25 protein-coding genes and 1 riboswitch are annotated in these 26,095 nt (G+C 42.2%); of the genes, 6 read left to right on the forward strand and 19 right to left on the reverse strand.

The features are described 5' to 3' along the window. Positions 1 to 3: 3 nt before the first annotated feature. The 6 genes from ACFPOH_RS09620 to mutY form a co-directional block, all read right to left on the reverse strand. Positions 4 to 981 carry an ABC transporter ATP-binding protein gene (locus ACFPOH_RS09620; protein ID WP_390309510.1) on the reverse strand — a complete coding sequence of 326 codons (978 nt, stop codon included), beginning with the start codon at positions 979 to 981 and terminating at the stop codon, positions 4 to 6. After that, positions 956 to 1,972 carry an ABC transporter ATP-binding protein gene (locus tag ACFPOH_RS09625; RefSeq protein ID WP_342468552.1) on the reverse strand — a complete coding sequence of 339 codons (1,017 nt, stop codon included), beginning with the start codon at positions 1,970 to 1,972 and terminating at the stop codon, positions 956 to 958. Before ACFPOH_RS09625 ends, ACFPOH_RS09620 begins: the two co-directional genes overlap by 26 nt. Positions 1,973 to 2,413: 441 nt before the next feature. After that, positions 2,414 to 4,159, reverse strand: a complete 1,746-nt coding sequence (locus ACFPOH_RS09630; protein WP_390309511.1) for an ABC transporter ATP-binding protein — start codon at positions 4,157 to 4,159, stop codon at positions 2,414 to 2,416. Between the two features lie 127 nt (positions 4,160 to 4,286). Continuing rightward, complete coding sequence (gene ntdP / locus ACFPOH_RS09635) at positions 4,287 to 4,835, reverse strand: nucleoside tri-diphosphate phosphatase (protein ID WP_342468550.1); 549 nt, start codon at positions 4,833 to 4,835, stop codon at positions 4,287 to 4,289. Positions 4,836 to 5,063: 228 nt separating this feature from the next. Continuing rightward, positions 5,064 to 5,198 (reverse strand): hypothetical protein, encoded by a 135-nt coding sequence (locus tag ACFPOH_RS09640; protein ID WP_342468549.1) that lies wholly within the window; start codon positions 5,196 to 5,198, stop codon positions 5,064 to 5,066. A gap of 46 nt (positions 5,199 to 5,244) precedes the next feature. After that, on the reverse strand, positions 5,245 to 6,324 hold the full coding sequence (gene mutY / locus ACFPOH_RS09645) for an A/G-specific adenine glycosylase (RefSeq protein WP_342468548.1): 1,080 nt from the start codon (positions 6,322 to 6,324) through the stop codon (positions 5,245 to 5,247). Between the two features lie 124 nt (positions 6,325 to 6,448). On the opposite strand from mutY, the gene ACFPOH_RS09650 reads away from it, so the two are divergent. Beyond that, positions 6,449 to 7,435, forward strand: a complete 987-nt coding sequence (locus ACFPOH_RS09650) for a metal-dependent hydrolase (protein WP_342580394.1) — start codon at positions 6,449 to 6,451, stop codon at positions 7,433 to 7,435. An 80-nt stretch (positions 7,436 to 7,515) separates the two neighbouring features. Here the strand turns inward: ACFPOH_RS09650 and ACFPOH_RS09655 are convergent, their stop codons facing one another. From ACFPOH_RS09655 to recX, 3 genes are read right to left on the reverse strand one after another with little or no spacing between them, the layout of a single operon-like run. Beyond that, positions 7,516 to 7,779, reverse strand: a complete 264-nt coding sequence (locus ACFPOH_RS09655; protein ID WP_342468546.1) for a YfhJ family protein — start codon at positions 7,777 to 7,779, stop codon at positions 7,516 to 7,518. A gap of 1 nt (position 7,780) precedes the next feature. After that, a complete protein-coding gene (locus tag ACFPOH_RS09660; RefSeq protein ID WP_342468545.1) occupies positions 7,781 to 8,107 on the reverse strand; it encodes a YfhH family protein in 327 nt (108 codons plus the stop codon). Next, positions 8,104 to 8,904: a recombination regulator RecX gene (recX, locus tag ACFPOH_RS09665; RefSeq protein ID WP_390309512.1), complete on the reverse strand. Its 801-nt coding sequence runs from the start codon at positions 8,902 to 8,904 to the stop codon at positions 8,104 to 8,106. Before recX ends, ACFPOH_RS09660 begins: the two co-directional genes overlap by 4 nt. A gap of 160 nt (positions 8,905 to 9,064) precedes the next feature. On the opposite strand from recX, the gene ACFPOH_RS09670 reads away from it, so the two are divergent. Beyond that, positions 9,065 to 9,835, forward strand: coding sequence for a polysaccharide deacetylase family protein (locus ACFPOH_RS09670; RefSeq protein WP_342471248.1), 771 nt, complete (start codon positions 9,065 to 9,067; stop codon positions 9,833 to 9,835). Positions 9,836 to 10,417: 582 nt separating this feature from the next. Here ACFPOH_RS09670 and ribH read toward each other — a convergent pair. From ribH to ribE, 3 genes are read right to left on the reverse strand one after another with little or no spacing between them, the layout of a single operon-like run. Further along, on the reverse strand, positions 10,418 to 10,885 hold the full coding sequence (gene ribH, locus ACFPOH_RS09675) for a 6,7-dimethyl-8-ribityllumazine synthase (protein WP_342468543.1): 468 nt from the start codon (positions 10,883 to 10,885) through the stop codon (positions 10,418 to 10,420). 41 nt (positions 10,886 to 10,926) lie between these two features. Continuing rightward, positions 10,927 to 12,114 (reverse strand): bifunctional 3,4-dihydroxy-2-butanone-4-phosphate synthase/GTP cyclohydrolase II, encoded by a 1,188-nt coding sequence (locus ACFPOH_RS09680; protein ID WP_342468542.1) that lies wholly within the window; start codon positions 12,112 to 12,114, stop codon positions 10,927 to 10,929. Positions 12,115 to 12,128: 14 nt separating this feature from the next. Then, the gene (gene ribE, locus ACFPOH_RS09685) at positions 12,129 to 12,773 is read right to left on the reverse strand and encodes a riboflavin synthase (protein WP_342468541.1); all 645 of its coding nucleotides are present in this window, start codon (positions 12,771 to 12,773) and stop codon (positions 12,129 to 12,131) included. 227 nt (positions 12,774 to 13,000) lie between these two features. Next, positions 13,001 to 13,135: riboswitch (FMN riboswitch) on the reverse strand. 145 nt (positions 13,136 to 13,280) lie between these two features. Between ribE and rlmD the strand changes: the two genes are divergently transcribed. From rlmD to ACFPOH_RS09700, 3 genes are all read left to right on the forward strand, one after another. Continuing rightward, complete coding sequence (rlmD, locus tag ACFPOH_RS09690; protein ID WP_390309513.1) at positions 13,281 to 14,666, forward strand: 23S rRNA (uracil(1939)-C(5))-methyltransferase RlmD; 1,386 nt, start codon at positions 13,281 to 13,283, stop codon at positions 14,664 to 14,666. Between the two features lie 181 nt (positions 14,667 to 14,847). After that, positions 14,848 to 15,951 carry a tetratricopeptide repeat-containing glycosyltransferase family 2 protein gene (locus ACFPOH_RS09695; protein WP_342468539.1) on the forward strand — a complete coding sequence of 368 codons (1,104 nt, stop codon included), beginning with the start codon at positions 14,848 to 14,850 and terminating at the stop codon, positions 15,949 to 15,951. A 75-nt stretch (positions 15,952 to 16,026) separates the two neighbouring features. Then, positions 16,027 to 16,713 carry a DapH/DapD/GlmU-related protein gene (locus tag ACFPOH_RS09700; RefSeq protein ID WP_342468538.1) on the forward strand — a complete coding sequence of 229 codons (687 nt, stop codon included), beginning with the start codon at positions 16,027 to 16,029 and terminating at the stop codon, positions 16,711 to 16,713. Positions 16,714 to 16,777: 64 nt separating this feature from the next. Here the strand turns inward: ACFPOH_RS09700 and ACFPOH_RS09705 are convergent, their stop codons facing one another. The 3 genes from ACFPOH_RS09705 to ACFPOH_RS09715 all read right to left on the reverse strand — a co-directional run bounded on the left by ACFPOH_RS09705 (position 16,778) and on the right by ACFPOH_RS09715 (position 19,883). Then, positions 16,778 to 17,734, reverse strand: coding sequence for a Gfo/Idh/MocA family oxidoreductase (locus ACFPOH_RS09705; RefSeq protein ID WP_390309514.1), 957 nt, complete (start codon positions 17,732 to 17,734; stop codon positions 16,778 to 16,780). After that, positions 17,731 to 18,837 carry a DegT/DnrJ/EryC1/StrS family aminotransferase gene (locus ACFPOH_RS09710; RefSeq protein ID WP_342468536.1) on the reverse strand — a complete coding sequence of 369 codons (1,107 nt, stop codon included), beginning with the start codon at positions 18,835 to 18,837 and terminating at the stop codon, positions 17,731 to 17,733. The genes ACFPOH_RS09705 and ACFPOH_RS09710 overlap by 4 nt, the downstream gene beginning before the upstream one ends. Positions 18,838 to 18,911: 74 nt before the next feature. Further along, positions 18,912 to 19,883 carry a glycosyltransferase family protein gene (locus tag ACFPOH_RS09715; RefSeq protein ID WP_390309515.1) on the reverse strand — a complete coding sequence of 324 codons (972 nt, stop codon included), beginning with the start codon at positions 19,881 to 19,883 and terminating at the stop codon, positions 18,912 to 18,914. Between the two features lie 190 nt (positions 19,884 to 20,073). Between ACFPOH_RS09715 and ACFPOH_RS09720 the strand changes: the two genes are divergently transcribed. Next, positions 20,074 to 21,351, forward strand: coding sequence for a nucleotide sugar dehydrogenase (locus ACFPOH_RS09720; protein WP_390309517.1), 1,278 nt, complete (start codon positions 20,074 to 20,076; stop codon positions 21,349 to 21,351). An 82-nt stretch (positions 21,352 to 21,433) separates the two neighbouring features. Here the strand turns inward: ACFPOH_RS09720 and ACFPOH_RS09725 are convergent, their stop codons facing one another. The 4 genes from ACFPOH_RS09725 to ACFPOH_RS09740 form a co-directional block, all read right to left on the reverse strand. After that, a complete protein-coding gene (locus ACFPOH_RS09725) occupies positions 21,434 to 22,540 on the reverse strand; it encodes a glycosyltransferase (RefSeq protein WP_390309518.1) in 1,107 nt (368 codons plus the stop codon). Beyond that, positions 22,537 to 24,249: a glycosyltransferase gene (locus ACFPOH_RS09730; RefSeq protein WP_390309519.1), complete on the reverse strand. Its 1,713-nt coding sequence runs from the start codon at positions 24,247 to 24,249 to the stop codon at positions 22,537 to 22,539. The genes ACFPOH_RS09725 and ACFPOH_RS09730 overlap by 4 nt, the downstream gene beginning before the upstream one ends. A 158-nt stretch (positions 24,250 to 24,407) precedes the next feature. Beyond that, the gene (locus ACFPOH_RS09735) at positions 24,408 to 25,511 is read right to left on the reverse strand and encodes a DUF1648 domain-containing protein (protein WP_342580402.1); all 1,104 of its coding nucleotides are present in this window, start codon (positions 25,509 to 25,511) and stop codon (positions 24,408 to 24,410) included. Positions 25,512 to 25,524: 13 nt separating this feature from the next. Then, positions 25,525 to 25,905 (reverse strand): GntR family transcriptional regulator, encoded by a 381-nt coding sequence (locus tag ACFPOH_RS09740; RefSeq protein ID WP_342580403.1) that lies wholly within the window; start codon positions 25,903 to 25,905, stop codon positions 25,525 to 25,527. Positions 25,906 to 26,095: the final 190 nt, after the last annotated feature.

The following is a 26,095-nucleotide window of genomic DNA, read 5'->3' on the forward strand; positions in this document are numbered from 1 at the left end:
ATGTCATTGCTGCGCTTCATCAAAAAGATGGCACGCAACAGAATGACCCGGTTTCACTTCTTTCAATTCCGGAACGATTGTTTTGCATACTTCCGTGGCAAAAGGACATCGCGGATGGAATAAACAACCGTTTTTCGGTACAGATTCGGAAATATCCCCTTTGATCAAGACTTCCTCTTTTTTATATGTAGGGTCAGGAACTGGAACGGAAGAAAGCAGCACTTTCGTATATGGATGCAACGGTTCCTCATAGAGGGAATCGCAATCCGCCAATTCCACCAATCTTCCCAAATACATGACTCCAACCCGATCGCTGATGTGCCGTACAACCCCCAAATCATGGGCAATGAAGATGTATGTCAGTTTCAAATCTTCCTGCAGCCGCTGCATCAGATTGAGGACTTGCGCCTGAATCGATACGTCCAATGCCGATACCGGTTCATCCGCTATGATCAATTTGGGATTGGTCATCAACGCCCTTGCGATGCCGATGCGCTGTCTTTGACCTCCGCTGAATTGATGGGGATATCTTTTCGCGTGGTAAGTATTTAAACCGACAATTTGGAGAAACTCTTTCACCATTTCTTTTCTTTCTTTTGAATTTCCAATTCCATGGACAATCAATGGTTCCTCCAGGATTTTTTCGACCGTATGCCTCGGATTCAATGAAGCGTACGGATCTTGAAACACCATTTGCAAATCCCTTCTGGCTTTCCGCATTTCACTTTTTGACAAGGATGTCAGTTCAATCCCGTTAAAATAAATTTTTCCATCAGTCGGTTCAAGCAAGCGCATAATCATTCTTCCGGTAGTGGACTTTCCGCAGCCTGATTCCCCAACGATTCCGAGCGTCTCTCCTTCAAACACTTCAAAAGAAACGCCATCAACGGCCTTTACCACTTCTGTTGTTTTGGAAAACGCTTTTTTGTGTTTCGGAAAATGTTTTTTTAATTGTTCAACTTTTAACAGTGTGTTCTTCAAGAACAGTCCCCTCCTCTTTCTCCAATAAGAAACATCTTGCCTTATGACCTGCTGAAACTTCATATATCGGAGGATTTTCATTGAAGCACCGATCCGTTGCAAATTCACATCTTGGGGCAAATCTGCATCCGGTTTTGATGGAACCAGGCTTTGGAACGGAACCCGGGATCGAATATAATGTTTCCTTCTTCACCCGCATATCCGGCACGGATTGAATAAGTCCTTTTGTATATGGATGGCTTGGATTTTTAAAGATTTCCATCACCGATGCTTCTTCCACGATTTGCCCGCTGTACATGACAACCACCCGTTCGCAGATTTCCGCCACGACACCTAAATCATGGGTGATCAGAAGAACAGCGGAATTGAATTTTTTATTCAAATCTTGCATCAGTTTCATAATTTGCGCTTGAATCGTTACATCCAATGCGGTTGTCGGTTCATCGGCAATCAGTAATTTCGGATTGCAAGACAAAGCCATCGCAATCATCACCCTCTGTCTCATACCGCCGGATAATTGATGGGGATATTCCTTCATCAATTCTTCCGCGCGGGGAAGTCCGACAAGTTTCATCATTTCGATGGCATGGCTTTCGGCTTTCTTTTTGCCCCAATCCCGATGATGGATCCGAATCGCCTCAACCAATTGGTTCCCAATTGTGAACAAAGGGTTCAAAGAAGTCATCGGCTCCTGGAAAATCATCGCGATATCCTTTCCGCGAATCTTCCGCATCTCCTTTTCCGGAAGCTTCGTCAAATCCCTGCCTTCCAGCAATATTTCACCTGATGTTATTTTTCCGGGAGGGTTTGGAACCAGCCCCATGATCGATAAAGAGGTAACGCTCTTCCCGCAACCGGATTCACCTACAATTGCCAATATTTCGCCTTCATAGACTTTAAAATCTATATGATCAACCGCGGGAACTTTTCCGTCATTTGTAAAAAATGTTGTTTCCAAATCCTTCACTTCTAGCAGCACTTTTCTCTCCATGTATTCACCTCATCTATTTATCGGATTCATATGCAAGAATCTGCCGATTTCGTTTTAGAAATTAGAATTTTCTGAAATAATATTTTAAAAAACAGTAAAACGTGGGAAGCGATTCTATTGATTTATTGATTTTTCTAACCTTCAAATACAATGAATAGATTCATAGATTTTCAAAAAATAATATATAGTAATAAACAAATGGAAGATATAAGAAAAAATTCTCTAAACTAAAAATTTTTCCATTTTACTAAATATTTTATACATTTCTTTCTAACCTAGCAATATCTGTTTTTAATACAGAAAATTTTGAATTATTCATTTTATAGAATCTTTAGAAATTTTTATTTTAACATTAAATATATGGAAAAGATAGAAAAAACAAAAATTTTTGGAACATAACAATAAAAGAGCCAGGTAATTTTTTGCACCTGGCTCCTCTTTTTAATCCAAATTTTGAATTTGAAATAGGTCGTGATATATTCCTTTTTTCGCCATCAAAGACTCATGATTGCCTTCTTCTGCCACTTCACCATGGTCAATGACAAAAATTTTATCGGCATGAGTAATGGTCGATAGGCGATGGGCAATGATGATGGTTGTTCGGTCACTCGCCAAACGTTCCAACGATTCCTGGATCAACGCTTCGCTTTCCAAATCGAGGGCGGAGGTTGCTTCATCCAGCACCAAGATTGGAGGATTTTTCAAAAACACCCTTGCGATGGCGATACGCTGTTTCTGGCCGCCTGACAGCTTGACTCCCCGCTCTCCCACTTTGGTGTCATATCCATTCGGAAGCGACATGATAAAGTCATGGGCATTCGCCGCTTTTGCCGCCGCAATGACTTCTTCATCCGTCGCATCCGGTTTTCCCATTAAAATGTTTTGCTTCACGGAATCGCTGAATAAAATATTGTCCTGCAACACAATGCCGATCTGCGAACGGAGGGACTTGATGTCCACCTCCCGCACATCTTTGCCATCAATTTTTACAGAACCGGATGTTACATCATAAAAGCGCGGTATGAGGCTGACTATCGTCGATTTCCCTCCACCGCTCATTCCGACAAATGCGGCGGTTTCCCCAGGCTGGATGGTAAAGTTGATGTTTTTTAATACCGGTTGTCCCTCTTCTGCGTATTTGAATTGGACGTTCTGGAATTCCACTTTCCCTGTAACCGGCGGCAATGGAAGAGCATTCGGTTTATTTTGGACATCGTACTCTTCATCCATCAAACTGAACATCCTGTCCATTGAAGCGATGGATTGGGTAAGGGTCGTTGAAGAGTTCATCAATCTTCTTAACGGTGAATAAAGCCTCTCGATATATCCCATAAATGCCGCCATTTCACCGACGGATAGTTGCCCCTGAATGATCAGATAAGAGGCAAAGCCGATGACCAACAAAGGGGCGATATCCGTAATCGTGTTGACTACCGCGAAGGATTTTGCATTCCATCTTGTATGGTCCAGAGATTTGTCCAAAAACTCGCCATTTTCCTTGTCAAAAATCTTTTGTTCGTGTTCCTCAAGAGCAAAGCTTTTTACAATGCTGATGCCGCTCACCCGTTCATGCAAATAGCTTTGCAAATTCGCCAGCGCCTGGGAACGGATTCTTGTCAACGCCCTCAGTCTTCCAAAGAAATACTTTACACTGATTGCGAATAACGGAAGGGAAATCACCGCAACGATCGTCAATTTCCAATCCATCGTCAGCATGATTCCTATGACGATCAAAATCGTTGTCATATCAAGCCATAAATTCATCAGCCCAATCATCACAAAGTTTTTCGTCGCTTCAACATCATTGATGAAGCGGGAAATGATATCCCCTGCCCGATGATTGGAATAAAATTTCAAACTCAACTTTTGCAAGTGCACATAAAGTTCTTTCCGAATGTCATACAGCACCTTATTGCTGACATGTTGGGCGAAATATTGCCGATAATATTCCACCGGTGGCCGGATGATGAAGAAGATGACGAGGGCTCCGCCAAGCCAATAAGTCAATTGCTTGATGCGTTCGGCATCCGTCAATTCAGTATTTAACAGAATATCATCGATGACAATTTTCGTTAAGAATGGAATGAACAACGGGATGGCAAATTTGATGACCCCTATGATCAGGGTCAAAATGATTTCCCAGTAATAGGGCTTGACAAAACGCATATATCTTCGAATACTGTCCAAAAGCGATCACATCCTTACTGCTACACATGGAGTGTCAATTTTCCTTTTATTTTTCCAAGTTTGACATAACGAATTCTATTTTACCACAATAAAAAAGACGTCTCTTCCCACATGAGACGCCGAAAAGCTATTTATTATTGGATTGCATGTCTTTGTAAAATAAATACCGGTTTGTCCATACTTCTATAAAGTCCTGGGCAAAGGGACCTTTTTTCTGCTTCACCCAGCTCAGGAGTTTAGTGACATTGCGCTTTAATATTTTATCGATCACATCCGGATAGCCCATTTCCGCTTTATGTTGTTCATATTCATCTTCATCCAGCAATGTATAGGTCTTGTCAGGGAACACTTTGAGATCCAGGTCGTAATCGATATATTTGATCGCGTTATTGTCAAAGACAAAAGGGGAACTCATATTACAATAATAATAAACCCCGTCTTCCCGCAACATGCAGATGATATTGAACCAGTGTTCCGCATGAAAATAACATATGGAAGGCTCTCTTGTAAGCCAAGTTCGACCATCCGCTTCTGTAACAAGAGTTCTGTCATTTGCTCCGATAATAATATTTTTCGTTCCTTTTAATACCATCGTTTCGTGCCAAACCCGGTGGATGCTTCCATTATGTTTATAACTATGTATTTGTATGGTTTCTCCTTCTTTCGGTACCGTCATTTTTTAGCCCCACCTTTTCACTTTCCTATATACTCACGTCTATTATATCAATGTTTCTGAAAACTTGTAGGAAATAACACACTCTTTATATATTATATTGAGGAACGGCTCATTTTACTATTAAAATCAATAATTATTCTTGATGTGTTATCCATTGATAAGGAACTGGCGCAAAAAATAAAGGTATAGACAAAAATGTCTATACCAGTAGCACTCAATCGCTGTTTCTTATTTGTTGTTGTTTTTGTTTTGTTGTTGGTTTTGTGGTTTTTTGTTGTTTTGTTGGTCTTGACGAGTTTGTTCAAAATCCTGTTCTTGAGCAAACTCCTCTGCCTGGTTGTTTTTGTTGCGATTTTTTGCCATGAATGTTCACCTCCACGCTAGTTATTGTGGACAGGTGAACCCGGGATTATTCCGGGGAATGAAAAATATATTGATTCAGAATATTCACAATTTTTATCATTGGCACCGGAAGCGGCAAGCCTTCGATTTCCTTCAATGTGACATAATGCGCAAACTCCGGCAGTTCCCCGTTTTCTGTGATGTCCACCAAATGGCAACGCAAATTCCAGATTAAATGGGAGAAAATATGCTTCTGTTCGAAAAAATCTTCTTCGATGATATTTTTGATTTCCACATTGTATTTTAATTCAAATTGTTTTTTTGTATCTTCCGATGATTTGCCCTTCAGCATCATCGGAAACTGCCACATGTTTGCAAGGAGTCCTTCTTCCGGACGCTTTTCGAACAAGACTTTCCCATCATTGACTGCGATATACACATCATAAAATTCATGTTTTTCTTTTGTTTTCTTCGTCTTGATCGGCAACTGTTCCGCATCGCCTTCCATAAATCCCAGACAATATTCCCTCACCGGACAAAGCAGGCACTTTGGAGAAGATGGCGTACAAATCATCGCCCCCAAATCCATCAATGCCTGATTGAAATCCCCAGGGTATTCCGGATGGATCAATTGTTCCACCGCTTCTTCAAAGATTTTCCGGGTTTTTACAAGGGAAATGTCCTCTTTGATATGTAACACCCGGCTCAATACACGCATCACATTGCCGTCGACTGCATGTTCCGGGAGATTATAGGCAATGCTTAAAATGGCTCCGGCAGTATAAGGGCCGACGCCTTTTAATCGTTGCAGGTCATGGCGGTTGTTCGGCACCGTGCCGCCATATTTCTCAACCACTTCTTTTACACCGGCTTGCAGGTTGCGGGCTCTTGAATAATATCCAAGCCCCTCCCACATCTTGAGCAGCTCTTCTTCATCGGCGTTTGCCAGCGACTCGATTGTGGGATATTTATCGATAAACCGTTGATAATATGGAATGACCGTGTCCACACGGGTTTGTTGAAGCATCACTTCCGAAACCCAAATTTTATATGGATCGTTTGTTTGTCTCCAAGGCAAATCACGTTTTTCTTCATGAAACCATTCGACAAGACTTTGTCGAAATTGTTGCGAATATGGGTATTTCACTAGTTCCTCCTGACAGTTTTCGATTTTATTTTTAGTAATTAGGGTATAATATAATTATAAAGAAGTTGTATTTATTTTGCTTTTACAAATTCTGTAGTCCTCCGTTTTTAAGGAGATGATTTGGATGGATACTGGCACTCACCTCGTCATGGGCATTGCCCTCGGAGGGTTATCTTTGATTGATCCGGTTGTGGCAAATCATAGCGTGACTTTTGCAGCAGTTTTAACAGGAACAATTGTCGGTTCCCAAGCTCCTGATGTAGACACGATATTAAAACTCCGCAATAATGCGGTTTATATAAGACATCATCGAGGCATTACCCATTCTGTTCCTGCCGTCATTCTTTGGCCCATTGGAATTACCGCCATCGCATCGCTCATTTTCCAGGAAGCCAATGTGCTGCATCTTTGGTTATGGACGTTTCTCGCCGTTTTCTTGCATGTTTTTGTCGATATCTTCAATGCTTACGGCACGCAGGCACTAAGGCCATTCTCAAGGAAATGGGTGGCTCTCGGCGTCATCAACACCTTTGACCCATACATTTTTGGAATCCATTGTGTCGGGATCATTCTATGGGTTTTAAGGATGGACCCGGTTATGATATTTACCACTATGTATTTGGTCATCATTGGCTATTATATTTTAAGATACCTCGTTCAACAATCGGTAAAAAATGCCGTGCGCAAAACGATTCCGGATGCGGAGGTCATCATTGTCGCTCCGACCATGCGTTTCTTTATCTGGCGGGTCGCAGCCAAATCCCAAACCCATTATTATGTGGGACGGGCATTTGGACGGACAATCAATATTTACGATAAATTCAAAATCCGCCCTTTGCCTAAAACGCCTTTGGTCGAAAAGGCCTTGAGCGATCCAAATTTATCCGCCTTTTTATCTTTCTCCCCAATTTATCATTGGGACATTTCCGAACTGGAAAACGGGCTCACGGAAGTCAGATTGATCGATTTGAGGTACCGAAGCAATGAACGCTATCCATTCGTAGCGGTCGCCCATTTGGATGAAGACTTGAACATCGTCACTTCCTATACCGGTTGGATTTTCAGCGAAGACAAGCTTCAACGGAAATTGCAAATCGGAGCGAGCGATTAGTTTCCGCCCAAGCGGCTGACCATATGATAATCGGCTTCAAGTGTAAAGGAGCAACCTCTTAGTAGGGGTGCTCCTTTTCATTACTCTTCATCCAATAAATGCGCATATTTCGGATTGCGGCCTGCAAATTCATGGATTTTATCGCCATAGCTTTCAATCCACTGGCGGATGATTCTTTCCGTAAATTCAGGCCCTTTATAGCGGCGGCCCGCCTTTGCATAGGTCGCCTCAAAATCCGACCATAATAATTCAATCCATGTGCGGGCTTTGTTTTCTGATAAAAATGGATTCACTTCCAATAATTCTTCAGTCAATCGCTCAATCATCATCGTGCTTGCGTCCATGTTATTCCTCCTCTTTCAGTGGAATGAGCATGGAAATTGGCAATGCTTCTTCAAATTTTTCTCCATGTAGTCGGAAGCCCCATGCAAAGCGCCCTTTCAAATATTCCACTTTGAAATATTCCCCTGGTGCCCCTTCTATTCTATAAATTTCACCAGGTTTGATGAAGGATGGGTCCATCAAATAGGCTTGTGCCATCAGCGCTTTTCTTTCGTATACGGCAAATTCATTGACGATGCCCAATTGTTCGGCTTTTCTCGCCTTTTCCTTCAGATTCGCTATCTCTTGTCTTAATTCTTCAGGCGTCATTTGCGCATATGTTTTTTTCATCCATTCTCCCTCTTTTCATCGATAAATCGATCGATCATTTCTATTGGAAATCCTTTTTGATAAAGGGCTTGTTTCACTTTCAATTCCAGCTGTTTGCCCTCAAATTTCCGGACATATTTATTCCAAATTTTTTCACCTTGAACAGCAATCAATTCGTACCATTCATCATCATCTCGCTCCAGCTCGATTTGGTCAAGTATTTCATTCACGATTTCAAAGGAATAGCCTTTTCGAATCAATGTGTCTTGAATTTTTTGCTTGATTTGAGCGGGCGTTTTTTTCGGATTCATTTTCACCGTTTTTTCGGCGAGCTGCATGGCAAGCTGCAATTGCTCTTCATGGGTGTACGATTCCAAAGCTTTTTCCATCGTGTTTTTGTCGATGCCTTTTTTCTTTAAATCCTGCTTGATGGCCATTGGACCTTTTTTGGCGGTTTTTTTCTTCGTCTCAAGCAATGCCTTGGAATAGCTTTCATCATTGAGAAAACCCAATTTCTTCAGCTTCTGAATCGCCTCAAGCACGACCGATTCACCGAAGCCGGCATCGAGCAGTTTCTTTTTCACTTCAAATTCGCTGCGCATTTGATAACTCAAAAAATGGAGCGCGCGGTTAAAGGCTTTGGCAATTTCATCTTCATAGGCGATTTCATCCATCTCAAAAGGATCGAGTATTTTTCCTTTTGTTAAGCCAAACTTTATAAGGGTGGACTCGTCCACCGAAAAAGCAAATTCATCATTCAAATAAATATTATATCGTTCCTGATTTTTTTGGCGGGTGATTTTTGTAATGACTTGCATGAAAACACTCCTTGATTTTTAGTATACACAAAATCACGTTTCGTTCATATATCCGGGGCATTGTAAAGCATGCCGGCATAATCGTTTTCTTTTTGCACAATCTAAAGCAAAAAGAAGAGGAGGCGGAAAGTTGAAAGGAATAAAGTTTGCATTCGCAATCATGTTGCTTTTTGGTTTGTTGATTCCGGCACCTCAAACGTTGGCTAAGGAATATCATTGGGGGTTTACAAAAGCCAAAGATGGAAACCCGCCGGATGCAGGTGCTGAATTTGAGCGATTATTGAGGGAGTACGGGGCATTTTACCGGGGAAATCCGGAGAAAAAAGTAATTTATTTGACTTTCGATAACGGATTTGAGGCGGGTCATACGGAGCAAATTCTTGATACATTAAAAAAGGAAAAAGTAAAAGCAACTTTTTTCTTAACGGGGCATTATTTGACAAGCGCATCGGATATCGTAAAACGGATAGTAAAGGAAGGGCATACAATCGGCAACCATTCCGACAAACATCCGAATATGGCGAGATTGACCCGTGAAGGCATGTTGAAGGAATGGCAGAATTTCGATAAAAAATTAAAGGAAATCACAGGGATTGAACGGACTTATTACGTTCGTCCACCGGAAGGCGTTTTCAGCACCGAGCTGTTGGAGGTTGGCAATGAACATGGCTATACCCACATTTTCTGGTCCATCGCATTTCGCGATTGGGATACGGATCAAAAGAAAGGTGCAGAATATGCATATAATGAGCTGGTCAAACAGCTGCATCCCGGTGCCATTATTTTGATGCACACTGTCGCTGAACATAATGCGGATGCATTGCCGGATTTTATTAAAGAAGCGAAACGGCAAGGATATACTTTCGGAACTTTGGATGAGTTGGTGTTTGATTATTTGGTGGATGAAATGTTTTGGGGAGAAGCTTCTTGATTTGGCAGGTTGATATGCCGTTGGGAATCCATTGTTGAATGGGTTCCTTTTTTTATAAAGTTTTTTGGGGTTAGCTTTTTATTTTGCGCAGATGGCGGTTCTTTTTGCTTGGATGGCAACTTTTCTTGCTCGGATAATCCTCCCTCTCGCTCGGATGACTCTTCCTCTTGCTCGGATAACCCTCCCTCTTGCTCGGATAACTCCTCCTCTTGCTCGGATAACCCTCCCTCTTGCTCGGATAACTCCTCCTCTTGCTCGGATAACCCTCCCTCTTGCTCGGATAACCCTCCCTCTTGCTCGGATAACCCTCCCTCTTGCTCGGATAACCCTCCCTCTTGCTCGGATAACCCTCCCTCTTGCTCGGATAACCCTCCCTCTTGCTCGGATAACCCTCCCTCTTGCTCGGATAACCCTCCCTCTTGCTCGGATAACCCTCCCTCTTGCTCGGATAACCCTCCCTCTTGCTCGGATGACTTCTTCTCTCAAATGTTTCCCTTCCCCCTCAGATATATCCACTTCTTGTGCGAATCCATTTCCCCAAAAATAAAAAAGATTCCCCAATTGAGGAATCTTACTTCATGATTATTTAAACATCTTTTTCAAATTCGCCATTTCGATGGCAGAAACTGCGGCATCATATCCTTTGTTGCCCGCTTTTGTTCCGGCCCGTTCAATGGCCTGTTCAATATTTTCCGTTGTCACAACACCGAAAATCACCGGCACATTCGTTTGCAAAGAAACTTGGGCGATGCCTTTTGCCGCCTCATTGCAGACATAGTCGTAATGGGTTGTGGATCCCCGGATGACCGTTCCCAAGCCGATGACCGCATCATACTCTCCCGTTTCAGCCATTTGTTTTGCGATAAACGGAATTTCAAAAGCGCCAGGCACCCATGCCACATCGATGTTTGCCTCATCCACCCCATGGCGTTTTAATCCATCCAAAGCTCCATCCAACAGTTTGGAAGTGATGAATTCATTGAATCGTCCCACCACGATTCCGATTTTTAATCCTGTTCCGACTAAATTTGCTTCAAATACTTTTCCCATTTTCCATTGCTCCCTCTTAAAATTGATTCAGAATGTCAAACTTAAATAAAATGATGCATTTTTTCCCTTTTTGTTTTTAAATAATAGGCATTGATTTGATTTGGTTGGATGATAATAGGCACCCGTTCAACCACTTTGATGCCGTATTTTTCGATGCCTTCGATCTTTTCCGGATTGTTCGTCATCAGGCGGATTTTTGTAATGCCCAAATCCTTCAGCATTTGCGCGCTTAATGCATAATCCCTCAATTCCGCCGGGAAACCGAGCTTCAAGTTCGCTTCCACCGTATCCAAACCTTGCTCCTGCAATGCGTATGCCTTTAGTTTATTAATCAATCCGATGCCGCGCCCTTCCTGTTGCATGTATAAAAGAACGCCTTTGCCTTCGTTTTCAATCATTTCCAAAGATTTTTCCAACTGTGGACCGCAATCGCAGCGTTTTGAATGAAAGACATCCCCCGTCAAACAAGCCGAATGGATGCGCACAAGCGGCGCTTCATCTTCACGGATGTTTCCTTTCACCAATGCCACATGCTCCAAGCCGTCAATTTCGTTCTCATAACCGATCATTTGGAAATCCCCATAAGTCGTTGGCATTTTGACAGAGGCCGCCCGTTTCACAACCTTTTCATTTCTAAAGCGATAGCGGACCAATTCTTCAATGGAAATAATTTTTAAATCATGGACTTCTGCGAACTTCAAGAGATCGTCAAGACGGGACATTCTGCCGTCATCCCCCATGATTTCGCAAATCACCCCTGCCGGAAAAGCGCCGGCAATGCGGGCCAAATCCACCGCAGCCTCTGTATGCCCTTGTCTTTCCAACACGCCGTTTTTCTTGGCGATGAGCGGGAAAACGTGGCCCGGTCTTCTGAAATCGGATTTTTCCGCATCCGCTTCGAGCATTTTTAAAATCGTTGTCGAGCGTTCGTAGGCGCTGATACCGGTAGTTGTACTCACATGGTCGATGCTTACTGTAAATGCCGTTTGGTGATTGTCGGTATTATGGGCGACCATCGCATGCAAATCCAGCTTTTCCGCCAATTCTTCCGTTATTGGGGTACAAATCAACCCGCGGCCGTATGTCGCCATAAAATTGATGACTTCCGGTGTGGCATGTTCCGCCAAAGCGACCAAATCCCCTTCATTTTCCCGGTTCTCATCATCCACCACGATGATGGTTTTCCCTTTTTTCAAGTCTTCTATTGCTTCTTCAATTGTATTTAACATATCAACCACCATCCTTAAAATCCGTTTTGAGTCAAAAATTCCAATGTAATGTTTGATTCTTCTTTAGTATTTATTCTCTTCAAATGATGCAACACATATTTTCCGAGCATATCCGTTTCTATATTCACCTGATCGCCGATTCCCTTCATTCCCAAAATCGTTTCTGCATACGTATGCGGAATGAGCGAAATGGTGATGGCCGTGTCACTGACTCCAAAAATGGTCAAACTTGTTCCATCGACGGTGATGGAACCTTTCGGAATGCATTGTTCCAGCAGCTCTTTCGGGATTTCGATTTCGTAATACACGGCATTGGATACCGGTTTCTTGCTGCGGATTGTTCCCACTCCATCCACATGTCCGGAAACGATATGCCCTCCAAAACGGCCGCCAGCTGCCATTGCCCTTTCCAAATTGACATAGTCTCCTTTTTTCAACTGATGAATCGTCGTCGCCTTCACCGTTTCCGGCATGACATCGACCGTCATCTCGTCCTTCGTTAAATGTGTCACCGTTAAACAAACGCCATTGACAGCAATACTATCTCCAAGAGACGCATCAGACACGATTTTTGGCGAGCGGATCACAATCTTCATACTTTTCTCGTCTTTTTCAATCCCAGTGACAATCCCTTTATCCTCAATAATTCCGGTAAACATGAAAATCCCCCTTTTCCAATATATACAAGTAAAAAACCCCGCTAAGTCGCCTTAACGGGGTTGGGAGAACGATGAAATTTTTAGGCAGCACAAAAAAGCCTTGAATCAGGCCCATTTTAAAAATACACCTAAATAAAAAACTCCCGCCAAATTGCGGGAGAACGGATTGCAAAAAAGTGAATACGAAAGTAAGCCATTAATCAGCGGACTAATGGACTTTCTCACAAACCATCCTTCTCCCATCCAGACTTTCACTGTCGGCTTTGGATTCGCACCAAATCCTGCTCGAAAAGAGCTCGCGGGCTTAGAAGCAATGCTTCATCACCGCCGGCTGGGAATTTCACCCGACCCCGAAGGATATGAAAGAATATTCAGTTTATATTTTATATAACAATAACATTTATTCTGAAGAAAATCCATACATATGGCTAACTTATTCTTATGAAATTTTACCTTCCCTTATTCGGTTGCTATAATATTTGAAGATGAAATAAAGGACGTGAAAGTATGTCTGATAAAGTAAAAATCGAAATCGGTCAAAAATTCCCTTTAACAATAAAAAGGCTTGGCATTAATGGAGAAGGGGTCGGTTTTTTTAAGCGGAATGTCATTTTTGTGAAAGGCGCCCTTCCCGGTGAAGTCATCACAGCAAAAGTATCGAAAATCCATCCCAATTATGCCGAGGCGGAAATTGTACGAATAAGAGAATCTTCAAAACACCGTGTCAATCCGCCTTGCGCGGTCTACGAGCAATGCGGCGGATGCCAATTGCAGCATTTGTCTTATGAAGGACAACTGAAAGAAAAGCGCGACATTGTGATTCAATCGCTGGAAAAATTCGTTCCGCATATTGCAGAAAAAGTGGAGATAAGACCTGCAATAGGGATGGAGAATCCTTGGCATTATCGAAACAAGAGCGCTTTTCAAGTCCGTAAAATCGGACATGAAGTGAAGGCTGGGCTATTTATTGAAGGAACAAACAAACTTTTAAATCTTGATGACTGCCTTGTGCAGCATCCTGCCACAACAAAGATCACGGTCGGCATCCGGAATCTTTTGGAACAACTCGGCATCCCGATCTATGATGGAAAATCAAAAGGAATCATTCGCACCATCGTTGTCCGGACAGGCATTCAAACCGGAGAAACGCAAGTCTGCCTCGTCACAACAAAAAAAGATATTCCTCGTAAAAAGGAATTAGTTCAAGGCATTAAAGAATTAGATTCCAGTATCGTTTCCATCACCCAAAATATCAATCCGGCCAAAACTTCCCTCATTTTTGGGGATGAGACGATTGTGCTTGACGGCAAGGAAACGATTCATGAACAATTGGGCGGGCTTTCTTTTGATTTGTCTTCCCGTGCGTTTTTTCAATTAAATCCTGAGCAAACAGTCGTATTATATGATGAAATCAAAAAAGCGGCACAACTCTCCGGCAACGAAACCGTGGTCGATGCTTACTGCGGCGTTGGAACGATTGGGCTGTGGCTGGCGAAAGACGCAAAAGAAGTGCGGGGAATGGATGTCGTTCCGGAATCCGTTGAAGATGCGAGAAAGAATGCCCGGAAACACGGATTTTCTCACGCGAAATTCTTCACCGGCACAGCGGAAGAATGGCTCAAGAAGTGGGCGAATGAAGGATTTGTTCCGGATGTTGTCACGGTCGATCCGCCGCGCACCGGCCTTGCGCCAAGTTTTATCAATACCGTATTAAACATTAAGCCAAAGCGGTTTGTCTATACCTCCTGCAATCCTTCCACTTTCGCCAGGGATTTAAAAGAACTGATAAAAATGTACAAAGTGGAGTATATCCAGCCCGTTGACATGTTCCCTCAAACAGCCAGGGTTGAAGTGGTCGCGAAATTAACATTAAAACACAAATGCCTGACTTGAGATCGGGGGCAGCCAGTGCCATTTACTATGCCAGAATCATCGTCCTGCGCCGCGCGCTCACACAAGGTGATTATCGTTTCATCGGTAATCACCTTTTTCTTTTATTAATCAACTGGCGGTTTCGAAATCTCTAATCGCCACATATATATATAAAATGTATTAATGCTTAAGGAGTGTAAGGATGCCGACGATCAGTCTTTGCATGATTGTGAAAAATGAAGAAGAGGTTCTGGCGAATTGTTTATCAAGCGTGGCAGGGATATGTGATGAAATCATCATTGTCGACACCGGATCGACTGACAATACAAAGGAAGTGGCGCGAAAATTTACGGATAAAATCTATGACTTCACCTGGATTGACGATTTCGCGGCAGCAAGGAACTATTCCTTCAGCCTGGCGACAAAAGATTATATTCTCTGGTTGGATGCGGATGACGTGATTCCCACGGAAGAACAGGAAAAATTCAAAGCATTGAAAAAAACGCTCACTGACGATATCGATGCTGTTTCCATGAACTATATCGTTCAAACCGACAATCACGGAAACCCGACCTTCCATTATCGGAGAAACCGGCTTGTGAAACGCAGCAAAGGATTCAAATGGATCGGACCTGTCCATGAATATCTCGAGGTTTACGGAAATATATTGGAAGCGGACGTTTCCATTCTTCATAACAAAAAAAAGAAGAAGAAAGCGGATTCTCAGTCTATCGGCAGAAATCTGAGAATTTATGAAAACCGGATCAAAAAAGGGGAAGAATTTTCGCCAAGGGACTTATTTTATTATGCCAACGAGCTCAAAGACCATAAACAATATAAAAAGGCGATTACCTATTACCGGGAATTTTTGGATGGCAAAAAGGGCTGGATAGAAGATAATATCCGGGCTTGCATCTATATGGCCGACTGCTATGCCCAGCTCGGGGAGCAGGATAACGAACTTACATCACTGCTAAAAACCTTTGCCTATGATGAACCGAGATCAGAAGCTTGTTGCCGTATCGGTGATATCTTCAAATCAAAGAATAATTTCAAAACCGCCGTATTTTGGTATGAATTGGCAATAAAAATGAAAGATAAAAAAACAGGCGGTTTCCATCAAGCCGCTTATTCGACCTGGTATCCGCACCTTGCTCTTTGCGTCTCTTACTGGCAATTGGGAAATGTCGAAGAGTCCATCAAACATCATGAATTGACAAAACAATATATCCCCAACGATCCAAAAGTTTTATTTAATGAGGAATTTTTTAAAAACTACAAGAACAGCAAAAACGCCAATCAATAGCGGAACCGCATAATCAAGCCGGCCATTTGGAATACCGGTACTGTTTTATGAATACAGAAACGAAAGGATGACAAAGTGGGGCAATCCCAACTCCCTGAAAGTGTGAAACTTGGGCAACATGTGGTAATAGAGGAAGGGGTCAAAATCGGGGAAAACGTAACGATCGGCCACCATACAGTAATCCTGAAAGGCACGGTGATCGGTGATAATGTCATCATCGGCTCCAATTGTGTTTTGGGAGTCAAAAAAAGCGGAAACCAAAAAATGAGGGCTTCCGATGTCAAACAGCCGAATTTAATCATCGGAGAAAATACAAAAATCGGCAACAACGTGACAATTTATGCCGGTTCCGAAATTGCCGATCATGTTTTTGTTGCGGATCACGCCAGCATCCGCGAAAACTCGACGATCGGCAGCCAAACGGTCATCGGCAGAGGGGCGATCGTCGAGTTGAATACGTCTATCGGAAAAAGATGCACCGTTCAAACCCTGGCTTATATCACCGGAGATACCATTTTGGAAGACGATGTATTTATCGGTCCGTGCGTGTCCATGTCCAATGACAAATACATGGGGAAACAGCCGTATCAACTGAAGGGAGCCCATATAAAAAAGGGGGCGAAAATCGGCAATAACGCCACCCTTCTCCCAAATATCACAATTGGCGAAAATGCCATTGTCGGCGCTGGATCCGTAGTGACAAAGGATGTTCCGGCCAACGTGACGGTTGTTGGCGTCCCTGCGAAAAAAATAACCAAATAAGTGAGCTGACTGCAAAAAATGTATAACTCTTTTACCAACCCGCAAAGAGTTATACATTTCTTTTTTACTTTGAATCTATTAAACATTGTTTTATTTTCAATGCAACTTCTACGGCCGCCCTTCCTTCATCCACGCCGACAAGCGGCTCCGAATCCGAATCAATGCAGTCAACAAAATGGCGAAGTTCTTCCAACAGAGGATCGGAATATGGAAGAGTAATATTGGCAATGACATTTTCTGTTCCGACCAGAAAAGTCAAATGATGATCATTCAATTCTTTCATGATCAATTGCTGCTGCCTCATCAAATAATTGGTTTTAATCACTTTTTCCTTTTCATAAACAATAAATTCCCTCACCTTTTCATGGGAAATATTGCTGGCCATCAAATTGGCCACAATTCCGTTTTCAAACAGCAGCAATGCGGAAACCGTGTCGAATTTATCGGAATCACGCAATCGGATTCCTTCCGCTGATACGCGTTTGATCGGACTTTTGATAAGACTCAAAATAATGTCGATATCATGAATCATGACATCCAATACAACATCCGTATCTTTTATACGATCAGAGTAAGCAAGTCTTTTTGCGTCAATATTGATAATTTGATCCGGTTGAATATATTCGTGGATTCTTTGGATGGCCGGATTGAACCGTTCAATGTGGCCCACTTGGAATTTCAGTCTTTTATTTTTCAACAACTTTTTTATTTTATCGGCTTCTTCCCACGTCATTGTCATCGGCTTTTCAACAAAAACATGTTTGTTTTTCATAACCGCTTCCGCCGCCAACGAAAAATGGAATGTCGTGGGTGCCGCTATAATGACCGCATCAATATTTTTCAGCAATTCGGAATACGAATCAAAGGCTTTGACATGGAACGATTTACTGATTTGAGCTGCTCTTTGGAAATCTTTATCATAAACTCCGATAAAATTTACATTTTTCATTTGGATCAATTTGGAACAATGCAAAAAGCCCATTTTCCCGGTACCTGCGACACCGACACGGATTCCGCTCATGGTGAAACACCTGCGAAATCTTTCATAGTTTTAATGATATATTCCTGTTCCGAGACTGTTAACGTAGGATTGATTGGCAGTGCCAAAATATGTTTTGCCGCATTTTCCGCAACAGGAAAATCACCCTGCCGGTATTGGAGATAATCGAAAGCTTTTTGAAGATGCAATGGGACCGGATAGTAGATTCCTGTTGCAATCCCTTTTTCCTTAAGAAAACCGATAAGCTGTTCCCTATCATCCACTTCAATGCAATATTGATGATACGTATGGGTTCGATCCGTATATTGCGGCGGTTTTTTCTTCATATTCGGAAGCTCCTGGGTATATGTGTTGGCCACGATGATTCTCTTAAATAGAAACATATCCAACAATTTAAGTTTTTCGATCAAAATGGCGGCCTGGATTTCGTCGAGCCGGCTATTCATCCCGATAAAATCATGGATATATCTCTCTTCACTGCCATGATTTCGCAATTGGCAAATTTTCTTATAAAGATCCGGATCGTTTGTGACAACCAATCCGCCATCTCCAAATGCGCCCAAATTTTTTGTCGGGAAGAAGGAGAAACATCCGATATCGCCGATGCCGCCTACCCGTTTTCCTTTATATTCTGTTCCAATCGCTTGGCACGCATCCTCAATCACTTTTAATTGATGCGCCGAAGCAATCTCCATTATTTTATCCATTTCCGCCGCCATGCCGAACAGATGGACAACGATAATCGCTTTCGTTTTATCCGTGATCGCTTTTTCGATTTTATTGACATCGATGTTGTAGGTGTCCGGCTCGATATCGACAAATACAGGTTTAGCTCCAACCTTCGCAATGACTTCCGCCGTGGCAAAAAAAGTGAATGGCGTAGTGATCACTTCATCGCCTTCTCCAATGCCCAATGCCGCAAGGGCGAGAAGCAATGCATCCGTTCCGTTGGCAACGCCTGCCGCATACTTGACACCCAAGTAATTGGCAATCTCCTTTTCAAATTGCTCCACTTTGTTTCCCAGAATATATGAACCGCTTTGCAGCACTTCGATGACAGCTTTTTCAATATTTTTTCCATATAACCCATACTCTTTTTTCAAGTCGATCAAGGGAATATTCAACTTAATCCCTCCTTATCCCTTATAAGACTTGCTAATTATTAAACTATGCACTCGTTTTCTATCTGATTGTGCCTTTATAGTTTTTGAATGAACTTTTGCACCTCATCGACAAATTCTTTTGCCCTGACATCATTCGTATGTCTCGTATGGATGAATTGGTAGCCGTTTTCGGTGATCCGCTTTCTCTCCTCTTCATTTTTCAAATAGTACATCGCCTTTTCATAGAAATCAGACTGGCTGCAAGCAACAAAATTTTCCCCGTCTTTGAATCCCAGCTCCAAAATATCCGGAACAGGTTCTGCCAGAAGGAGGGTTTTACAAGCAGGGGCTTCAAAATATTTGAAAACGGGATATTTCAAGACGGAACCGCAAGTAAAGAACATTTTTGAACGATTCAGTTCTTGTGCATATTTCTCATTCAACAAGGCACTTTCAGGAGCGTTATGGCCCGGATGCGGATGAAAGACGAATCCTTCCATTCCCCTCATTTTCTCCAATACCGCTTCCCTGAATGGGTATCTCCCTTTTGGCGTCATTGTTTGATAGCCCGTTTTTTTTGTCCTGTCATACAATTGGCCCATCAATAAAAAATCAATATCCTTTTCCAACTGCCAATCTTTGAAAACGGTCGGATCGATGGAAAAAGGGAAAAATCTGAATTTATCTTTAAATCTTCCATAGGTTTTCAAAAAAGTGGACTTCGATGCGGAAAAGATGAGGTCCATTTTGGTTTGGTCGAAATATTTTCTCCTCTCGCCAGGGGAATAATGGGCATCATACAAATAGCAACCCTTTGGAATATCGACTTCGCCAAGTCCCGAAATCCTCGGCGCCAATACATAGCCCCAGCCGATATCATAATGGAAAATAAAATCAGGTTTGAATGGGATTTCTTTCAGAATGTCGTGAATGTTTCCGTCCTTGTACCAATATTGGACCTCTGCATATTTTTCGATTGCTCTGATTATTTCAAATTTATTTTTATGTTTTGGAAATTTCTTGGTAAACGGACGAATCAAGATCAATATCTTCAGTTTTTTTGACATTTATATCTCCTCCTAACCTGCACAACTTCCAATATATGTTTCATAGATTCCAAATGTATAAACGTTCTAATCAAATTCTGAAAATATTATTTGCGTTTACACGATCATAATGTTTTCGACATATATTTATGTGGAGGTTTCCTATAGGAAAACCGCATTGTTGTTCAGGTAACGAAAAGGAGATGGATATATGGAAACTGTCACTGTTGTCGGCTTAGGAAAAATCGGGTTGCCTCTCGCCTCCGTTTTCGCCAACTCGGGCCATTTCAATGTCATTGGTGCCGATAAAAACGAAAAAGTCGTGGAAACAGTGAATAAAGGAATTTCACATATTTCAAATGAACCGGGGCTGGATCAGCTGCTATACCAGGCTTGGAAAAAGGGTACTTTCCGGGCCACGGTGGATACGGCGAAAGCGGTCAGCCAATCGGATGTGGTTGTGGTCATTGTGCCGGTGTTGGTGGATGATAAAGGAAAAATCAACTATGAATTTATCGACTCAGCGGTAGAGGATATTGGAAAGGGGATCCGGAAAGGGACACTTGTCATCTTCGAAACGACACTGCCTGCCGGAGATACGAGAAACCGTTTTGGAAAAAGGATCGAAGAACTTTCAGGACTGACATTGGGAACAGATTTTTATTTAGGCTACAGTCCGGAAAGGGTTTACTCCAACCGGATCATACAAGACCTCTCCAACTATCCGAAAATCGTCAGTGGTGATAGCGGGAAAAGTCTCCAAATGGTCATATCCTTCTATAAAAAAGCATTGAACTGCGATATCATCCCTGTCAGCAATTTGGAAACGGCGGAATTTACGAAAGTGGCCGAATCGGTTTACCGTGATGTCAATATCGCATTGGTCAATGAATTGGCCATTTATGCCGACTCATTGGGAGTGAATATGAAAGAAGTCATTCACGCTGCAAACAGCCAACCTTTTTCACATCTCCACTCACCTGGTGTCGGAGTGGGAGGCCATTGCATCCCGGTATATCCTTACTTTTTTATCAACAATGGATTAAGCCGCGGGTTGGTTCAGCTTTCAAGGGAAATCAATGACAAAATGGCCAAATATGCAGTGAATGAGATCGAAAAGCATTTCACCACTTTAAACAATAAAAACATTCTCATTTTAGGCCTTTCTTTCCGGGAAAATGTGAAAGAAACAACAAATTCCTCCACTTTGCTCCTGGTGGAAGAATTAAAACAAAAAGGCGCTGTAGTGTACGTCGATGATCCTCTGTACTCTGACGAAGAAATCGCGGCTTTCCAAGTTGAACCGTTTTCCATGAAAGACCGTGAAAAAATGGATGCCATCATTCTTCAAGCCTTTCATGACCAATACAAAAATTTCGACTTTAAAAACTTCCCTAACTGCCAATTCGTTTTAGATGGAAGAAATGTCCTCGACAAAAAAACAATCGAGGGGCTTGGAATGAAATATCGGGGCATCGGCGTGCAATAATGGCACACAAAAAAGGCTGATTGAAAGTCCGGTGGCACCGGCTTTCAATCAGCCTTTTGGCTATGCTCCCTTTCACAAATTTCTATCTGAAAGGATCCGCATGTTTATCAATCAAATTATACCCCCTCAAAATCCCGATCACTTTCAAATTCTTCACTGGGGTATGGTAATTTGGCGACAGCTGCAACGCCCTCAAAAATTGATCATAAGCTTCTTTGTATTTCCTCATATGAAGCAGCGCTTCCCCCAGATAATTTTCCTCGAGATGGTTCCGGTTCTCTATTTGTTGGAAATGATGGACGGCATGGGCGTAATTTTTTTCAACGAGCCCCTTCATGCCTTCAAAAAAGCGGCGATCCCTTTCCGTTTTCACCAATGGTATCGCCTCATAAAAAAGGGCATACCCCTCTCTTGTCATCCATCTTCTAGATAAAGCGAGGCCTGCAATCAATTTGGCCGCAAGCAACCGGTTTTCTACATCTTCTCCCACTTCCTTAAGAGTTTTCAAATTTTCCTCTTTGATATTCAGCTGGATATGCTTTGCCAAATCGTCATAACTTCTATTCTTCGTCAAATTCATTTGATGTCTTCTATAAAGATATAACGGTTCGGGGACATGGGAAGAACGCCATCCCCCTTTTGCCACTTTTAATACGAAATCCGTATCGGAACCGACTTTGATGCTCTCATCATAATAAAGATTTTCCACGGCTTCCTTTCTGAACAGGATACTGGCATTATTAAAAGGAGTGCCTACATTAAGGAAAAATGGGTAAATATCATCCGGTGAAATATTCCCTGTCTGCCAATAGCTGAAAGGGGAATCATTCTCGTTGATGAGCAGCATATCGGAATGGACATAACCGATGTGTTCACAACAAAATTCAGCCAATAACCTCTCAAAACGATGAGGAAGGGACAAATCATCCGCATCGTGGAATGTAATAAAATCCCCTTTGGCAAGTTTTAGTCCTTCGTTTCGGGTATGGGCAACCCCTTTGTTTTCCTCATGCTTGATATAGCGGATCCTTTCATCATGGAATGACAGGATGACCTCTTCACTATTGTCGGTTGATCCATCATTGATAATGATCAATTCAAAATCCTTTTCCGTCTGCTGTAATAGGCTATTGATTGAATCTTTAAGATAATCCCCGGCATTGTAAACTGACATAATGACACTGATCATCTGTTCACCCCTTTTATCCCCTCAGAATCGACCTTATAGAAAAATTCAGGATAATTGGCGGCATCGCCCAATATGTTGATTGGATAGGCATCTTTTTGCTGCCCTTCCAGCAATTGATTCAACTTATATAAATCGGCATTGTACGGATGTTGATCCATCAATTCTTTCAATCTCCTCTTGGCCTCTTCTTTTCTTTGCAATCTCATTAATGTCAGGATGACCCATCTTCCAAAAACGGCCTGTTCCTTTTCATCCCCTTTATTCTGCAATTCCGTAAATTCCTCCAAAGCTTGCTCAAATTGTTTCAACAGAAAAGATTGATAGCCTTTCATGTTATACAGTTGGAATTGATTGGACGGATATACGGGGCAGAAGCAGGTTTCCACCATTCCATCCCAGCAATCTCTGCGGACAGCCGCCGTTTCCCAACGGGCGATGACAGGAATTTTATCCGCTTGATAAATCACCGGCACTTTCACCAGATCCGCATTCGTGGAAAGCAGAAACTTTTCGAACCTAATGAAATCTTCATGATTCAAACAATCCTCTTGGCAAATTTGAATTTCCCAGTCGCTCAAATGATTCTTCGGCTGCACTTGATAGGATGCGGCTTCTTGATAAAAGTCCAAAATCTTTTCCATAATGGCCGTCCAGTTATATCGGTTTGCCGTTTCCAATCCGTTTTCAATCAACTTTTCCTTCAAACCGGGACTGGAAAGCAATTCTTTTATTTTATCCACCATATCCTCCGAATCTTTCATGCGGCAAATCAAGGCGTTGACTTGATGCTCGGCATATTCCAGCACCCCTTTGTTATCCGTAGTCACAACCGGACAACCGCAGGCCATCGCTTCAAGGGGAGGCAGGGAAAAGCTTTCATAGGTGGAGCCGCTGACGTATGCACTTGCCCCCCGATATAAGGAAGCAATCGTTTGTTGGGAAGGACTCACAAAATACTTCGTAACGCGTTTTTTCATTTTTTCCGATGGAGCTTCCGGGGTGATCCAATATAAATCAAGACCAAAATCGTCTTTGAGTTTTTCATAGGCATCAACAATATAAGTGATGCCTTTGAAAGACGCGCTTTCGCCGCCCATCATCAAAATATACGGGCGCTCTCCCATTTCTTTCGGCCCTTCAACGGTGAAGATGGATTCGTCTATTGCGTTCGGAAAAACCTTTGCTTCTCTTCCATAAATACTATTTATCAGCTCAGCCGCTGACCGGGAAACGGTATAAATAAACGGCGGCAATTCAAATTGTTTCCCGATGAATTGCTTTAATGTTTGGTTCATGCTTTGATAATCAAACAAATGAAAATCCCCTTGCTCAAAATACACAACCGGCGCTATACCGGTTTCAACGCACGGTTGGATGTGATCCCAGTAGGTGGCTACAATCAAATCACAGTCAGGTATCCCTTTTGCCAACTCCAATCCAAAGGGGACTTGAATATAATCCGCTTCGATTGGAAACCATTCCGGCTTTATATAATGGGTAACAATGGTGACTTTCGCTCCAAGTTGCCGAAGTCTGTTCGCGTGTTCAAAGATGACTTTCACCCCGCCCGAAACGCCGACATGGGTCATCACATAAACGATATGAAGTTCCCCGTTTTTCCCGTTACGTTTTAATATCCTTTGCTTCTCGGCATGCGAAATACGGGATAACCGATATTGAAACTCTATACTTCTAAGTTTTTGAATCAATCGTTTTCACCCTCAGACATTCGTTCGTTCCAAAGTAGTTTATGTAAAATTGATGTTTTAGTGATTATCATTTGATACCGTTTTGTCGGCAAAAAAACAGCCATCCCCCAGTGTATGGGATGGCTGTCATGTCATTTACAACACAAGGTGATTTCTTATTAGTTGAGAAGAAACGTTAACAGGAAAATGAGGATGATTGGAGCAAAGAGGATGATATAACCGATCGGATTTGCAAAATTGATCGTCCACCCCACGCCAAACCGTTTCTCTACGAAAATCGACGGGTCATTTTTATTAAAATAAAACAATCCCGCTTTCCAATACCGGTCATCATTCACATCCATTATTTCCTTTTCTTCTTCCAATTCAGATGATGATTTATCGGAACGTCCGACTTTCACAAAAAGATAGACTGTTCCTGCCAATATCAAAATGAATGTGCCAAAGGGAAGAAGGATTTTCAACAATGAATCGTTAAACAGTTCCGGATGAATGGTCGTCAATTGGAGGAACGAAAACATCATGGTGATTAATAAAACTGTATAAAAAGTAAACCAGCTCGTCGACTTTCGCAATGTCAGTTGGCGATTTTTCGATGCCCCCAGATTTGCAGCGCTCAGCTTGATTCCCGAATATTTCACTCCCAATTGGATTCCCAAAAACATCAATTGGAGCAACAGCAAAATTAGAAGCATTTGAACTGCGGTAAAAGGCGTCTTTTCAGTAAAGGCATCCGGTTCCCCGCTTGGACCCCAGTGGGTAGGGATTTGATCCGGCAGCAAGTCATACTGATAAACCGTATACCCTATCAATCCCACCGTAATGATCATCGGAAACAGATAAATATACCAAGGAGGCAAATAATCTTCGGACCGGACAGATAAATCGGCAACCGCCACCTGCTTCAATTCGTTTGTCCATTGCAATCCGCTTTTATATTGCTTCATCTTCTCACGGAAATAATAGTACAATGCAAGGCTTACAAAAATGATGCCAAACTCGATGGCTGTGCTAATGAGTATGATCAATTCATCAGAGGGCTTTTTCACTGCCACCCATATACAGAAAATCAAAATCATCAAAAAAGATACCGTACTGGCCCATGCTAAATATTGTTTTTTATAGGAACGTACCCGATCATCCCGAACTGATTGCTCCGGTATCGACACGCCAAAAACAACCGTTCTTTTTACAAAATAAGGCACTGCCGCTTGAATGACCGCTAAAAATAAAAGTACGAAAACCGCTATAAATAAAGCCATTATATTCCTCCTTTTAAGGACTTTTTTTCATCTCGCCAATAATTTTCCCAACCAGTTCCACCAATTCTTCGCCGGTCAATCCCAATACAAGGCCTTCCGCGATTTGAGGCTTCAAGCTCTCATAAAGCCTGTCATAAGTGTTTTGATCCACACGGGGATGACTTTTGATGACGGCACCTGACTTGGGAACAATTTCGATGATCCCCTTTTTTTCCAATTCATGATAACTTTTATTGACCGTGTGCATATTCACACCTAAGTCCGCTGCAAAGGTGCGGACGGAAGGCAGGGATTCTCCCGGTTTTAATTCACCCTTTGCTATTCCTTCGATAATCTGGTTTGTCAGTTGAATATAGATAGGAATTTCTGATTCCGGCTCAATTCGGATTATCATTTCCTCACCCCAATCTGTTCTACACTTATTATAACAAATCTGTTCTATTTTGTGTAGAACAAAAATCCGTTATTGATGGGAATTTTATTGCAAATAAAAAGAATGCAAGAATATCCATTACGTCCTAATAAGAGAAAATTGTTGAATATACAAGAAAAATAGATACTTATAAGAGAATACCGATTGGTAA

Origin of the sequence: Ureibacillus suwonensis (assembly GCF_042655065.1) — a bacterium.
Lineage (GTDB): Bacteria > Bacillota > Bacilli > Bacillales_A > Planococcaceae > Ureibacillus > Ureibacillus suwonensis.